The organism is Aquilutibacter rugosus (assembly GCF_036541335.1).
Classification (GTDB): domain Bacteria; phylum Pseudomonadota; class Gammaproteobacteria; order Xanthomonadales; family Xanthomonadaceae; genus Aquilutibacter; species Aquilutibacter rugosus.
Genome location: NZ_JAZHBO010000001.1, coordinates 1,065,968 through 1,078,343 on the forward strand (window position 1 = coordinate 1,065,968; position 12,376 = coordinate 1,078,343).

The window sequence follows — 12,376 nt, forward strand, 5'->3', positions numbered from 1 at the left end:
ATTCGCCTGCACCGAGCCCGTCATGACTGTTGATATCCGCACACCTCTCCGCCACTTGTTGAGCCTTGAGGGGCTGTCGGCGGAGACCCTGAATGGCCTCATGGATCGCGCTCAGGAATTTGTCGACGGCAAATACCTCTATCAGCCCTTGCAGGGCGTTGGAGTCTGCACCCTGTTTTTCGAACCCTCTACGCGCACTCGCTTGAGCTTTCAGCTCGCGGCGCAGCAGCTCGGTGCCGAGGTTCTCAATTTCGAGGCCGCCAATTCCTCGACCACTAAGGGCGAAACGGCAGCTGATACCTTTCGCAACATCGAAGCCATGGGTGTGCGCGGTTTCGTCATCCGCCATCGCGAAGACGGCTGCGCACAGGCGCTGGCAAACATTGCCGGTCCGCAGACGGCCATCATCAATGCGGGCGATGGCTGCTCCAACCATCCGACGCAAGGCTTGCTGGATATGCTGACCTTGCGCCAGGCTAAGGGCCACGATTTTTCCGGGATGCGAATCGCACTGGTCGGTGATATTGCGCATTCGCGTGTCGCCCGTTCCGATCTGCATGCACTGCGTGCATTGGGCGCTACCGATGTGCGCATCTGCGGTCCGCGCACGCTGCTGCCCATGGACGATGCTATTCTCGACGGCTTCACCGTCACCCACGATTTGGATGCCGCGCTCGATGGCGTTGATGCCGTCATGATGCTGCGTCTGCAACGCGAACGCATGGAAGAAGGGCTGGTCGAATCCCTCAAGGATTATCACGAGCAGTACGGCCTCACTGCCAAGCGACTGGCCTATGCAAGGCCCGATGCGGTCGTGCTGCACCCCGGTCCGATTAACCGTGGTGTCGAAATTACCGATGAAGTGGCCGATGGCCCGCAGGCGCTGATTCTGCGGCAGGTGGCCAATGGTGTCGCAATGCGGTCGGCCGTAATGGAAGCCTTACTGACCAAGCCGCTCGCGGTGCACTAAGGCACGGTGAGGCGTTCTTCAGGTCCTTAGGTAAGGATCAGTGTCGCCAGGCCCAGGAATCCCAAAAAGCCCATCGTGTCGGTGAGTGTGGTGAGCAGCACGCCACCGGCCAGCGCCGGATCAAAACCCATGCGTTTCAGGGCCAAGGGCACCAGCACGCCGCCGGCAGCAGACGTGAGCACGTTGAACAGTAATGCGCAACCGATCACCAGCGACAGCATGGGCTGATGGAACCAGATCAGTACGATCACACCGAGAAACACGCCTAGAGCCAGTCCGTTGATCAGCGCGACAGACAACTCCTTGCGTAGCAGGAACCAAACGTTGGATGCGCCGATCTGACCTAGCGCCAGACCGCGAACCATCAGTGTCAGTACCTGCGTACCGGAGTTGCCGCCCATACCGGCCACAATCGGCATCAGCACAGCGAGAGCAACGATTTTTTCGATCGTGGGCGAGAACTGATCAACCACCGATGCCGCCAAAAAGGCAGTGCCGAGATTGACGGTCAACCAGATCAGACGACGGCGGAACGCCTTATGAACCGGCGAGAACATATCTTCGTCTTCATCGAGACCCGCTGCGCTCAAAGCCTGGTGTTCGGCTTCTTCGCGGATGATGTCCACCACGTCATCGATGGTGATCCGGCCGAGCAGGACGTTGCCGTCGTCAACAACCGGCGCCGACACCCAGTCATGGTCGGAGAACTGGCGGGCAACTTCGGTCGAGGACTCATTGACGTCGATAGCCGGCTGCGCATCGTCAATCAGCTTGTTGATGGGCGTATTGGGATCCGAGGTCAGCAGCGAAGCGACCGAGATACGGCCCATGTACTGGTGACGCTTGGAGACCACGAACAGGTAGTCGGTATGATCCGGCAGTTCGCCGCGCAGACGCAGATAGCGCAGCACTACATCAATGGTGGTGTCGGCGCGAACCGTCACCACGTCCGGATTCATCAGGCGGCCGGCCGTGTCTTCGTCGTAGGAGAGTACTTGCTCCAGACGTTCGCGGTCATCACGGTCCATGGAGCGGACCACCTCGTTGATGACGGCGTCGGGCAGATCCTCGACCAGATCGGCAAGGTCATCAATATCGAGATCTTCGACGGCGGCGACCAGTTCGTCCTGGTCCATGTCGGCGATCAGGCCCTCACGAACCTCATCACCTACGTGTAGCAGAACCTCACCGTCGTCCTCAGGGTCGACCAGGCCCCACAGCACGTTGCGCTTGTGCGGCGGCATGGATTCGAGCAGGTTGCCGATTTCCGCCGGCGACAGGGTCTGCACCATGCGCTTGACCGGGCCAAGGCGGCCGCTGTCGATTGCGTCCGAAAGCAGACGCAACTGGCGTGCGGTTTTGTCCTGGCGGATCATTTCGGCCATGCGGAGACCTCGGAGCAATTCGTACCATTATCCCCTGATCGGTGCGAGCCGTGAACCCCTTTACTCATCAATTGATGCGAGGCCGTGACAACGCGTCATCGACTCATACAGACGGTGACGTCTGCGAGCCCACGCTTTACTGCTGCAGAATCAGTCGGCGCGTTCGACCCAGCGTTCAATGGAACGCATGGAGCGGGCACGCAACAGGGCGGGAGCGGTTTGCATCAGTGCCCCCAGATCGGTCTCACGAATCCGCTTGCGTACACTGAGTAAAGTCGAAGGGTGTAGCGAGAACTCGCGCAGTCCCAAGGCTAGCAACAGACGCGTGAACTGCGTATCGCCGGCCATTTCGCCGCAAACGCTCAAGGGACGCCGGTTGCGGTCGGCCAGCGTAATGCAATGGTGCAAAAGGCGCAGAACGGCCGGATGCAATGGCGTCAGCATGGAGGCCAGGGCATCGTTGTTGCGATCAACGGCCAGCAGATACTGCACGAGATCGTTGGTGCCAATGGCCATAAAGTCTACATCGCGCACAAACGTAGACAGTGCGATTGCGGCCGAGGGGACTTCGATCATGGCTCCGAGCGGCACGGTGTCGGCAACGGCATGGCCTTCGGCCTTGAGGGCGCGGTGCACACGGCGCACTTCGCGACGCATGAACATGACTTCCTCGCGGGAGGAGATCATTGGAGTGAGAATCCGCAATGGGCCATAACCGCTGGCTCGAAGCAGGGCGCGCAGCTGCGTCTCGAGGATGCCCCTGCGGGACATGCTCAAGCGGATACCGCGCAGACCCAGGGCCGGATTGGGTTCGTTGCGTAAGGCCAGGCCGGTGCGATCGGCCTTGTCGGCGCCAAGATCCAAGGTGCGGACCGTGACCGGACGACCCGCCATGCCCAGCACGACATCGCGGTAGGCGCGGAACTGCTCGTCTTCGGTAGGTAATTCATTGCGTTGCAGGAACAGAAATTCCGTGCGGTACAAGCCGATGCCGGTGGCGCCCTGAGCGTGCGATTCGGTGACGTCTTCGGGCGACTCGGCATTGGCAGAGAGGCGAATCTCGACGTCATCGAGCGTGCGTGTAGGGACGCGACGAAGGCGATGCAGTTGTTTCTGCTCGCGCGCATAGGCGGCTTCGCGGGAGCGGTGATGCTTGAGGTCGGCGGCGTTGGGCTCCAGGATCACGAGGCCACTGGCGCCGTCGATAATTAGCGCATCGCCATCGTTGATCTTAGGTAAAATGCCGGGCGTCGAGACGATTAGCGGCAGGTGCGAGGAACGGGCTAGGATCGCCGAGTGTGACAGCGCGCTGCCTTGCGTCGTGACGACTGCAATCACGCCTTGCTCAAGCAATTGCGGAATCTCAGCAGGCGCAATGTTCTCGGCAACTAGAATTTCGCCGGTCTTGCCTTCGATAAGGTGCGTATCGCGGTGCAGGGCGGCATGAATACGACCGATGACCTGGTCAATATCATCCACCCGCGCGCGCAAGTAGGGATCGTCCATGGCCGCAAACACTTGCGTGACCTTGTCGCGCTGCAGTCGCAGGGCATAGTCGGCCATGATGTGGCGGGTTCGAATCAGCCGGTCCAGGCTGGCGAGCAGCTCCGGATCATCAAGCATGAGCGCATGCAGATCCAGAAACTCGCCCATTTCCTTGATCAGAGCGCCGGTCAGGCGGGCGCGCAGATCATCCATTTCCTTTTTAACAAAGGCGATGGCCTCGTGCAGGCGAGTGATCTCTGCCTCGACCTGTGAGGGATCAATATGGGTCTCTTCGACATCCAGGGCGTGCGGCAGTCGCACGCGCGCGCGGCCAAGCGCCGTTCCGCGTGAAGCACCGATACCCTGAAATTCGTAGCGCATCCGTCAGTCCGTCACTGTTCTTCGTCAAACTTGCGGTTGAACAGATCCGCAACGGCGGCCGAGACCTCGTGTTCATCGGGGCCATCGGCGCGGAACAGAACCTCGGTGCCCAGACCGGCCGCCAGCAACATGACACCCATGATGCTTTTGGCGTTGACCTCACGCCCTTTGGCGATGAGTGTGCAGGCACTCTGTGCCGGTGCCAGCAGCTGAACCAGCTTAGCCGTGGCGCGGGCATGCAGCCCCAGCTGGTTGGAAACGGTGAGTTTGGTTTCGATCATTCAGCGTTCCTATGCGTCATCCAGGACAATTCCAATTCTTCCGCCCTGCGCGGCCATGGCCTGCAGGCCCTCTAAATCCAGTTCCGGGTAGTTGAGCACCCGCAACAGCATGGGCAGATTGAGTGCGGACACACGCCGGCAGCGCGTACTGATCTGCTGCAGCTGACGGGCCACGTTGCTCGGAGTGGAGCCATACAGATCCACCAGCAACAGGACGCCGTCGCCCTGATCGACCTTGCGCATGGCCGCAGAAGCCAGCGGCAGCATTTGCTCGGCAGTGCCGTCATAACCGATCTCCACCGCGCCAACCGGCAGCGGCAGATTAGGGAACATACGTTGGACGACCTGGAGGAGGGCGGGCCCCACCCCGGGGTGCGTCACCATCAGAACACCGACACTCATTACAAAAACGATAACAGGTAATTATGGAAATCCGATGGCGAAGTGATCATTCAATTTCGCGGTGATTCACTGCCACGTCCGGCCAGTGCCTGTCGCGGGCCCAGGCCGCAAAATGTTCGGCCAGATAAACCGAGCGGTGTTTGCCGCCGCTGCAGCCGAACGCCACCGTGATGTAACTGCGCGTGGAGTCGCGGGCCAAACGCGGCAGCCACGAATCCAGCAAGTCGCGGACCTGCTGTGTAAACAGTTGGACCTCGTCCTGCGCATTGAGATATTCAATAACACGCGGATCGCGACCGGTCATTGCGCGCAACTCCGGATCCCAGTGCGGATTGCTCAGGCCGCGGGCATCGAATACGAAATCGGCCTCGCCCGGAATGCCGTGACGGTAGGCGAAGGATTCGAACAGCAAGGTGACGTTGCCCACCTCGTTGGAGCTGAAATGCGAGAGCAGATCGCGCCGCAGGCGATGCACGTTGTGGTGGCTCGTGTCCAGCACCATGTCGGCGATCTCACGAACCGGTGCCAGCATGCGGGCCTCTTCGCGAATGGCGTCGAGTAGCGGCAGGCCGCTGTTGCTGAGCGGATGGCGACGGCGGGTGTCGGCAAAGCGCTGGAGCAGCACCTGCTCGCTGCAGTCGAAAAACACAACGCGCATGTCCAGATCGCCGGTGCGCAGTTCCTGCAGGGATTGCGCCAGATTGCGTGACTGGCCATAGCGACTGCGGGCATCAATGCCCACGGCGAGCGAGGTCGTGCGGGTGAGATCCTCGTTATCGAATGTGGACAGAAACGCAGGCAGTAATTCGGCCGGCAGGTTGTCGACGCAGTAGTAGCCAAGGTCCTCGAAGGTGCGCAGTGCAACGGACTTGCCGGCACCGGATAAGCCACTGATCACCACTAGCTTCTGCAGGCCGGTCGCCGAAGTACTCATGCCCGATTGTCCTTGAGCAGTTGCGAGTGACGCGCGACGAACGCAATTGCAGGATTGATACCCTTCATGCGCAGGGCGTGCAGTCTGGCCGCCGATTCGGTCAGAACCGCCAGATTGCGGCCGGGCATCACGGGCAGGGTAATCATCGGTACGTCGAGCTCGAGGATGCGGCGCGTGGCATTGTCACCGATCAGTCGCTCCATACCGGCGGCCGGTACCTCGGTCGTTGGCTTGGCCAAGTGCACGATCAGTCGCAGGTACTTGTTCTTCTTGACCGAGGTATCACCGAACATCTGGCGGATATTGAGCACCCCTAAGCCGCGCACTTCGATCAGGTCCTGCAGCATTTCAGGGCAGGTGCCATCCAGCACATCGGGTGCAATCTGGGTGAATTCCGGCATGTCGTCGGCAACCAGGCGATGACCGCGCGTGATAAGCTCCAGCGCCAGCTCGCTCTTGCCGGAGCCGGACTCGCCGGTAATCAATACACCGATCGAATGAATCTCCATGAAGACACCATGCAGGCTGATGCGCGGTGCCAGCTCGCGCGCCAACCGATACTGCAGTTGATTGAGCAGCTCATGACCGCGCTGGCTTGAGACCCACAAAGGAGTGTTGGATTCCTCGGCCGCCTCCACCAGGTCCGAAGGCGCGACCTGATTCTTGGAGATGATCAGTGCAGCCGGCTCGAAATGGATGATTTTCTGGATGGTCTCCCAGCGTTGGCGCGAATCCAGACTGTCGAGCCACGCCAGTTCCTCGGTGCCCAGGATCTGGACCCGATTGGGATAGATGATATTGAGGTACCCCGCCAGCGACGGCCGACGCGATTTGGAGTCGGTGGACTCAATGATGCGGAACGCACCGGAGCGCCCTGCTGCCCAAACTAACTGCAGGCGCTCCTTTTGCCGTTCGAAGATTTCGCCGGCAGTGACGCTGGCATGAAACTCACTCATAGAAGGGTCACAATCCGATCGCGGCGTGTGACCCTCATTCTACCGATGAAACTGCAGTTCGGGAACTACAAATCAATGGCGCGGCCGAGACCCTCACTGCGACGGGAAATGTCGAGCTGCTTTTCCTTATGTTTAATGATCAGCCGATCGAGCTTGTCTGCAAGCAAATCAATGGCAGCGTACAGATCCTGACCCTCGGAATCGGCATGAAAATCCTTGCCGGCGATATGGAGGTTGGATTCGGCCTTTTGCAGTTGCTTGTCCACACGCAGTTCAACGCGGGCGCTGAGCAATTTATCGGAATGCCTCTTGAGTCGCTCGAACTTGGAGTTGACGTAGTCGCGAATCGCATCTGTTACATCGATGCCGCTGCCATGAATATCCAGACGCATGAGCTACTCCTGTTCGGTTGTGGACACACTTACAGAATGGCACTTCAGTACAAAAAAACAAGCCCCGCCGAAGAGGAATCGGCAGGGCGGAGTTCAGCCGCATTGTGAGCGGGCTTACAGGCGGAAGGTTTCGCCCAGATACACACGGCGCACATCGGGATTGGCCAGCAGCGAATCCGGTGAACCCTGTGCCAGGACCAGGCCTTCGGACAAAATGTATGCGCGATCACAGATGCCCAGCGTTTCGCGCACGTTGTGGTCGGTAATCAGTACGCCAATGCCGCGATTCTTGAGATGCGTAATAATGCGCTGAATTTCACCGATGGAAATGGGATCCACACCGGCGAAGGGTTCATCGAGCAGCATCAGACGCGGCTTGCCGGCCAGTGCGCGGGCAATTTCAACACGACGACGTTCACCGCCGGACAGCGACGCACCCGCCTGATCTGCGACATGAATAATCTGCAGTTCCTCGAGCAGTTCGTTGAGCTCACGATCACGTCCTGCGGCATCGAGATCATCTCGCAGTTCCAGCACCAGACGGATGTTGTCGCGCACACTGAGCTTGCGGAATACCGACGGCTCCTGCGGCAGATAACCGACACCGAACTTGGAGCGCATATACATGGGCTCGTTGCTGATGTCGTTGCCGTCGAGCACGATGCTGCCGGCATCGGCAGGCACCAGTCCGACAATCATGTAGAAACAGGTGGTCTTGCCGGCACCGTTGGGGCCCAGCAGACCGACCACTTCGCCGGCATCCAGTGTCAGCCCGAAATCCTTGACGATTTCGCGGTTGCGATAGGACTTGCGCAATCCTTGTGCGACGAGCATGCCTTAGCCTCCGCGATTGCTCTTGGGAACGAACCGCATCTTGACGCGGCCGCCGGTGCTCGATGCCTGCGACACAAAACGGCCGGTGGACATGTTGTAGGTGGCCGACGGGGCAGACAGGTTCCCGCTCGGTTGCGAAATGCGAACGTTACCGGTCAGCACCACGATATCGGTGTTCAAGTTGTAGTCCGCTTGCGATGCGTTGACGGTCAGCGGATCGCCGTTGTCCTGCGTTTGCTGCAGACGAACGGGAGAGCCGGTCAGGATCACACGGCTGACATCGCCGTCGTTGGAGTAGACCGTGCCCTTGGACGAGTTGATCACCAGTGAGCCCTGCGTGATCACCACGTTACCCGTGACGATGCTGGGCTTACCGGCGGCCTGTTCCATCACGCCGGCATCGGCGGAGATGTCGATGGGCTGATTGCGGTCCGACGAGCGTGCCCACGCCGAACCTGCCAGCAGCAGACCCGACAGTGCAACCGCAACGGCGGCGGTCTTGTTGATTGCCTTAACGGCCATTATAGTGAGCCCTCATTGTTCTAAATGTCACGCGCTGGGTTTGCATTTCCGCTTCCAGCCCGTTCTGACCCGTGATTGTAAGTCCGGGTTGGTTAACCGTCGCCAAAACAGGGGCAACAGCCAGTTGTTTCTCGGGGAATACGTTCAGCTGCTCGGTGCTGACCTTGAGCAGCTTGCCGTCGCGCGTTTTGGTGTTGGCCACCACCTTGCCGCGCAGGCGGATCTCCTGATTGTCGCTGCCGACCCAGGCGGTCTCGGAAATGACATCCCAAACGGCATAACCGCCCTTGGCGCTCGGCGGGATGCGGAACACCGGCGTTTTCAGGTCCAAGTGCTGATCGAGTTCATCGCGTACTAGCGAGGGTGCGCGCACGGTGAATGCCTCTTGGCCGGTGGCATCGAGGGCCACCAGTTCGAAATCCGACAGCACGTAGTCGGGCAGTCCGCCGGTGGAGGTCACGGTCGTGTTGACCTTGCCGCGCGTCAGCAGGTTGTATGTGGCCGCAATGCCAAAGACAACCAGTAGCAATGTGACTAAGACGCGCCAGTTGAATTTCATGCCGATGCTCCGGTCGATTCGGGCACCACGAACGGCGCCACATGCGTCGGATCCACATTGCTGTCGGCTTGAACGATGCCATTGAGCAATGTCTCGACTTGGCCCTGAGATTCGAGGATCAGATCGCACAGCTCGCGCGCGGCGCCGCGACCGGCCGGTAGGGTGGTGCGCCAAGTGGCGGCCTCTAAGGTCCAACGGTGGGCATCGGCCGGGGCTACCGACAGGCCGATCTCGCGCATGGCGCGCAGGTCCGGAACGTCGTCGCCCATAAAGGCCACCTGATCGAGCCCGATGCCCATTTCATCGGCCAGTTTGCGGACCGTCGCCAGTTTGTCCTTGGCGCCTAAATGCACTTGGGTGACACCCAGCTCGCGGGCGCGGCGTTCTACTACGGCCGAGACGCGTGCCGTAACGAAGGCCACTGTGACACCCGCACGCTGCAGCAGAACCAGGCCTTGGCCGTCGTGTGCATGAAAAGCCTTGAGCTCGTGGCCTTGGCTGTCAAAGATCAGGCGGCCATCGGTCAGGGTGCCGTCGACATCGAAGCAGGCCAGCCGGATGCGCGCGGCGCGATCCTTGACAGCTTGGCTCATGTAGGCGTTGACGGTGGGGGAGAAATCGGAGTTCATGTCGTTCATCAGACTACACGGGCGCGCAACAGATCGTGAATGTTCAAGGCGCCGACGACGCGCTGGTCCTTATCGACAACCAGTAAACCGGAGATTTTATGGGATTCCATCAACTGAGCAGCCTCGGAGGCGAGCGCATCGGAGCGGATGGTCTTGGGCGAGCGCGTCATCACCCGTTCGATGGGCGTGCTGCGTAGATCGACTGCATCGTCATCGAGCGTGCGGCGCAGGTCGCCGTCGGTAAACAGGCCTAGCAGACGGTCCTGTGTGTCGACCACGGCTGTCAGGCCCAGGCGTTTGGAGCTGATTTCGACCAGTGCCTCCGACACGGTGGCCGAGGGCAGCACGCGCGGTACAGCGGCGCCCGAATGCATGACATCGGTAATGTGCAGCAGCAGGCGGCGACCCAGGGCACCGGCGGGGTGCGAGCGCGCAAAGTCGTCGGCGGTAAAGCCGCGGGCTTCGAGCAGGGTGACGGCTAGCGCATCGCCCATGGCTAAGGCGGCCGTGGTGCTGGCGGTAGGGGCCAGATGCAGCGGGCAGGCCTCCTCGGGCACGCTGGTGTCCAAATGGACCGTAGCGGCTTGCGCCATCGAGGACGACGGACGCCCGGTCATGGCGATCAGCGGGTTGCCCTGGCGCTTTAGTACCGGCAGCAGCATCAGGATCTCATCGGACTCGCCCGAATACGACAGAGCCAGTACGACGTCCTGGTCGGTGATCATGCCCAGATCGCCATGACCTGCCTCGGCGGGGTGAACAAAGAAGGCGGGCGTGCCGGTGCTGGCCAGAGTGGCGGCGATTTTGCGTGCAATATGGCCGGATTTGCCCATACCCAGGCAGACCACGCGGCCACGGCAGGCCAGGATCAGCCGGCAGGCCTGTTCAAAATCGCCGTTGAGGCGATCGGAATTGGCCTGCAAGCCGCCGATCTCAATCGCGAAGACGCGCCGAGCGGTGGCCAGCAAATCCGGTGCATTCGATGCCATTGCGGCGTCCGCAAGCTTGGCCATTCGGCGAAAGCGTCCTTTTTGGGCTAATCTAATCCGTTCATTCTACGAAGTTTTAGGCCATTACGTGAATCCAGCGGAAATCAAGTCCCTGATCGAAACCGGACTGCCGTCCGCCCGGGCCACGGTCAGCGGCGATGACGGGGTCCACTTTGAGGCCACAGTCATCTGTGATGCCTTTCAGGGCAAATTGCCACTGACACGTCACCGCATGGTCTACGCTACGTTGGGAACGCGAATGGGCAACGAGATTCATGCGCTGGCCCTAAAGACGCTGACTCCCGCAGAGGCCGGCGAAGCCGCCTGATTTTCCCCCATTCCGGGCAAGGATATCCCTACATGCAAAAGATTCTGGTCACCGGCAACGGTCCTCTCCACGGCGAAGTGCTGATCTCCGGCGCCAAAAACGCCGTCCTGCCGATTTTGTGCGCCACCTTGCTGACCGACGAACCGGTCACACTTCGCAACGTGCCGAACCTGCACGACGTCAAGACCACCAAGAAAGTACTCGAAGGTCTCGGCGCTACCGTCAGCTATGACCCCGAGCGGTTTGGCAGCGGCCCTGACAGCGAGGTGACGGTCAACGCTTCGACAGTCAATTCGCATGTGGCACCGTACGAGCTGGTCAAGACCATGCGCGCCTCCGTGCTGGTGCTGGGGCCGTTGCTGGCCCGTTACGGTCAGGCCGAAGTGTCTCTGCCGGGCGGTTGCGCAATCGGCTCGCGGCCGGTTGATCTGCACATCAAGGCTATGCAGTCATTGGGTGCCGATGTGACCGTGGAGCACGGCTTTATCAAGGCCAAGACCCGCGGTGATCGCCTGAAGGGTGCGCATCACACGTTTGAAATCGTTTCGGTCGGCGCCACGGAAAACGCGTTAATGGCCGCCGTACTGGCCGAAGGCACCACGGTGCTCGATAACTCCGCGATGGAACCGGAAATTGTCGATCTGGCCGACTGCCTGATTGCTATGGGAGCCAACATTTTTGGCCACGGCACGCCGCGCATTGAAATTCACGGTGTCGAGCGATTGCACGCCGCCACGCACGATGTGGTCGCCGATCGCATTGAATGCGGCACCTTTCTGGTTGCGGCGGCCATGAGCCGCGGCTCGATTACCACGGTCAACTCGCGTCCGGAAACGATGGATGCAGTGCTGGATAAATTGCGTGAAGCCGGCGCAGAGGTCACCGTTGACGGCGATCGCATCCATCTGGATATGCGCGGCAAGCGTCCTAAGGCAGTGGACATCACCACCGCACCGCATCCGGCATTCCCGACTGACATGCAGGCCCAGTTCATGGCGTTGAACTGCATCGCAGAAGGTGCCGGCGTGATCCGCGAGAACATCTTTGAAAACCGCTTCATGCATGTCAGCGAACTGCAGCGCCTGGGCGCTGACATTCGTGTAGATGGCCATACGGCCATCGTGCGCGGGGTGGAGCAGCTCAGCGCTGCACCGGTCATGGCAACGGACCTGCGCGCCTCGGCGTCGCTGATTCTGGCCGGTCTGGTGGCCGACGGCGATACGCTCGTCGACCGTATTTATCACCTGGACCGCGGCTACGAAAACATCGAAGCCAAGCTGTCAGGACTGGGCGCTACGATCCGCCGAGTCGACTGACAGCGGGAGCGAA

The 12,376-nt window shown here is 60.4% G+C and carries 15 protein-coding genes; 3 read left to right on the plus strand and 12 right to left on the minus strand.

Annotated features, from left to right (window positions below; all coding sequences use genetic code 11):
• Positions 1–22: 22 nt before the first annotated feature.
• Positions 23–970 carry an aspartate carbamoyltransferase catalytic subunit gene (locus V3390_RS04920; protein ID WP_331689252.1) on the plus strand — a complete coding sequence of 316 codons (948 nt, stop codon included), beginning with the start codon at positions 23–25 and terminating at the stop codon, positions 968–970.
• 26 nt (positions 971–996) lie between these two features.
• On the opposite strand, the gene mgtE is transcribed toward V3390_RS04920, so the two are convergent.
• The 12 genes from mgtE to V3390_RS04980 all read right to left on the minus strand — a co-directional run bounded on the left by mgtE (position 997) and on the right by V3390_RS04980 (position 10,743).
• On the minus strand, positions 997–2,355 hold the full coding sequence (mgtE, locus tag V3390_RS04925) for a magnesium transporter (protein WP_331703589.1): 1,359 nt from the start codon (positions 2,353–2,355) through the stop codon (positions 997–999).
• A gap of 150 nt (positions 2,356–2,505) precedes the next feature.
• Positions 2,506–4,221, minus strand: a complete 1,716-nt coding sequence (ptsP, locus tag V3390_RS04930; RefSeq protein ID WP_331703590.1) for a phosphoenolpyruvate--protein phosphotransferase — start codon at positions 4,219–4,221, stop codon at positions 2,506–2,508.
• A gap of 11 nt (positions 4,222–4,232) precedes the next feature.
• Positions 4,233–4,502, minus strand: coding sequence for an HPr family phosphocarrier protein (locus V3390_RS04935; protein ID WP_331689255.1), 270 nt, complete (start codon positions 4,500–4,502; stop codon positions 4,233–4,235).
• 9 nt (positions 4,503–4,511) lie between these two features.
• Positions 4,512–4,904: a PTS sugar transporter subunit IIA gene (locus V3390_RS04940; RefSeq protein WP_331689256.1), complete on the minus strand. Its 393-nt coding sequence runs from the start codon at positions 4,902–4,904 to the stop codon at positions 4,512–4,514.
• Between the two features lie 46 nt (positions 4,905–4,950).
• On the minus strand, positions 4,951–5,838 hold the full coding sequence (rapZ, locus tag V3390_RS04945) for an RNase adapter RapZ (protein WP_331703591.1): 888 nt from the start codon (positions 5,836–5,838) through the stop codon (positions 4,951–4,953).
• A complete protein-coding gene (gene hprK, locus V3390_RS04950) occupies positions 5,835–6,794 on the minus strand; it encodes an HPr(Ser) kinase/phosphatase (RefSeq protein ID WP_331689258.1) in 960 nt (319 codons plus the stop codon). The genes rapZ and hprK overlap by 4 nt, the downstream gene beginning before the upstream one ends.
• Before the next feature lie 65 nt (positions 6,795–6,859).
• A complete protein-coding gene (gene hpf / locus V3390_RS04955) occupies positions 6,860–7,186 on the minus strand; it encodes a ribosome hibernation-promoting factor, HPF/YfiA family (protein WP_331703592.1) in 327 nt (108 codons plus the stop codon).
• A 114-nt stretch (positions 7,187–7,300) separates the two neighbouring features.
• The gene (lptB, locus tag V3390_RS04960) at positions 7,301–8,020 is read right to left on the minus strand and encodes an LPS export ABC transporter ATP-binding protein (RefSeq protein ID WP_331689260.1); all 720 of its coding nucleotides are present in this window, start codon (positions 8,018–8,020) and stop codon (positions 7,301–7,303) included.
• Between the two features lie 3 nt (positions 8,021–8,023).
• Positions 8,024–8,542, minus strand: coding sequence for a lipopolysaccharide transport periplasmic protein LptA (gene lptA / locus V3390_RS04965; protein WP_331703593.1), 519 nt, complete (start codon positions 8,540–8,542; stop codon positions 8,024–8,026).
• Positions 8,532–9,101 carry an LPS export ABC transporter periplasmic protein LptC gene (gene lptC, locus V3390_RS04970; protein WP_331703594.1) on the minus strand — a complete coding sequence of 190 codons (570 nt, stop codon included), beginning with the start codon at positions 9,099–9,101 and terminating at the stop codon, positions 8,532–8,534. The genes lptA and lptC overlap by 11 nt, the downstream gene beginning before the upstream one ends.
• A complete protein-coding gene (locus V3390_RS04975; RefSeq protein WP_406805122.1) occupies positions 9,098–9,730 on the minus strand; it encodes a KdsC family phosphatase in 633 nt (210 codons plus the stop codon). The genes lptC and V3390_RS04975 overlap by 4 nt, the downstream gene beginning before the upstream one ends.
• A gap of 8 nt (positions 9,731–9,738) precedes the next feature.
• Entirely contained in the window at positions 9,739–10,743 is a 1,005-nt protein-coding gene (locus tag V3390_RS04980; protein WP_331689263.1) for a KpsF/GutQ family sugar-phosphate isomerase, read from the minus strand.
• A 64-nt stretch (positions 10,744–10,807) separates the two neighbouring features.
• Here V3390_RS04980 and V3390_RS04985 point away from each other — a divergent pair, with 64 nt between their 5' ends.
• A complete protein-coding gene (locus V3390_RS04985; RefSeq protein WP_331689264.1) occupies positions 10,808–11,047 on the plus strand; it encodes a BolA family protein in 240 nt (79 codons plus the stop codon).
• Positions 11,048–11,079: 32 nt separating this feature from the next.
• Positions 11,080–12,363, plus strand: a complete 1,284-nt coding sequence (gene murA, locus V3390_RS04990) for a UDP-N-acetylglucosamine 1-carboxyvinyltransferase (RefSeq protein WP_331703595.1) — start codon at positions 11,080–11,082, stop codon at positions 12,361–12,363.
• The last annotated feature ends 13 nt before the right edge of the window (positions 12,364–12,376 follow it).

Excerpts from the sequence above, each read along its gene's own strand:
- V3390_RS04920 (WP_331689252.1), top strand. The coding sequence starts at position 23 with ATGACTGTTGATATCCGCACACCTCTCCGCCACTTGTTGAGCCTTGAG.
- mgtE (WP_331703589.1), bottom strand. The coding sequence starts at position 2,355 with ATGGCCGAAATGATCCGCCAGGACAAAACCGCACGCCAGTTGCGTCTG.
- ptsP (WP_331703590.1), bottom strand. The coding sequence starts at position 4,221 with ATGCGCTACGAATTTCAGGGTATCGGTGCTTCACGCGGAACGGCGCTT.
- V3390_RS04935 (WP_331689255.1), bottom strand. The coding sequence starts at position 4,502 with ATGATCGAAACCAAACTCACCGTTTCCAACCAGCTGGGGCTGCATGCC.
- V3390_RS04940 (WP_331689256.1), bottom strand. The coding sequence starts at position 4,904 with ATGAGTGTCGGTGTTCTGATGGTGACGCACCCCGGGGTGGGGCCCGCC.
- rapZ (WP_331703591.1), bottom strand. The coding sequence starts at position 5,838 with ATGAGTACTTCGGCGACCGGCCTGCAGAAGCTAGTGGTGATCAGTGGC.
- hprK (WP_331689258.1), bottom strand. The coding sequence starts at position 6,794 with ATGAGTGAGTTTCATGCCAGCGTCACTGCCGGCGAAATCTTCGAACGG.
- hpf (WP_331703592.1), bottom strand. The coding sequence starts at position 7,186 with ATGCGTCTGGATATTCATGGCAGCGGCATCGATGTAACAGATGCGATT.
- lptB (WP_331689260.1), bottom strand. The coding sequence starts at position 8,020 with ATGCTCGTCGCACAAGGATTGCGCAAGTCCTATCGCAACCGCGAAATC.
- lptA (WP_331703593.1), bottom strand. The coding sequence starts at position 8,542 with ATGGCCGTTAAGGCAATCAACAAGACCGCCGCCGTTGCGGTTGCACTG.
- lptC (WP_331703594.1), bottom strand. The coding sequence starts at position 9,101 with ATGAAATTCAACTGGCGCGTCTTAGTCACATTGCTACTGGTTGTCTTT.
- V3390_RS04975 (WP_406805122.1), bottom strand. The coding sequence starts at position 9,730 with ATGAACTCCGATTTCTCCCCCACCGTCAACGCCTACATGAGCCAAGCT.
- V3390_RS04980 (WP_331689263.1), bottom strand. The coding sequence starts at position 10,743 with ATGGCCAAGCTTGCGGACGCCGCAATGGCATCGAATGCACCGGATTTG.
- murA (WP_331703595.1), top strand. The coding sequence starts at position 11,080 with ATGCAAAAGATTCTGGTCACCGGCAACGGTCCTCTCCACGGCGAAGTG.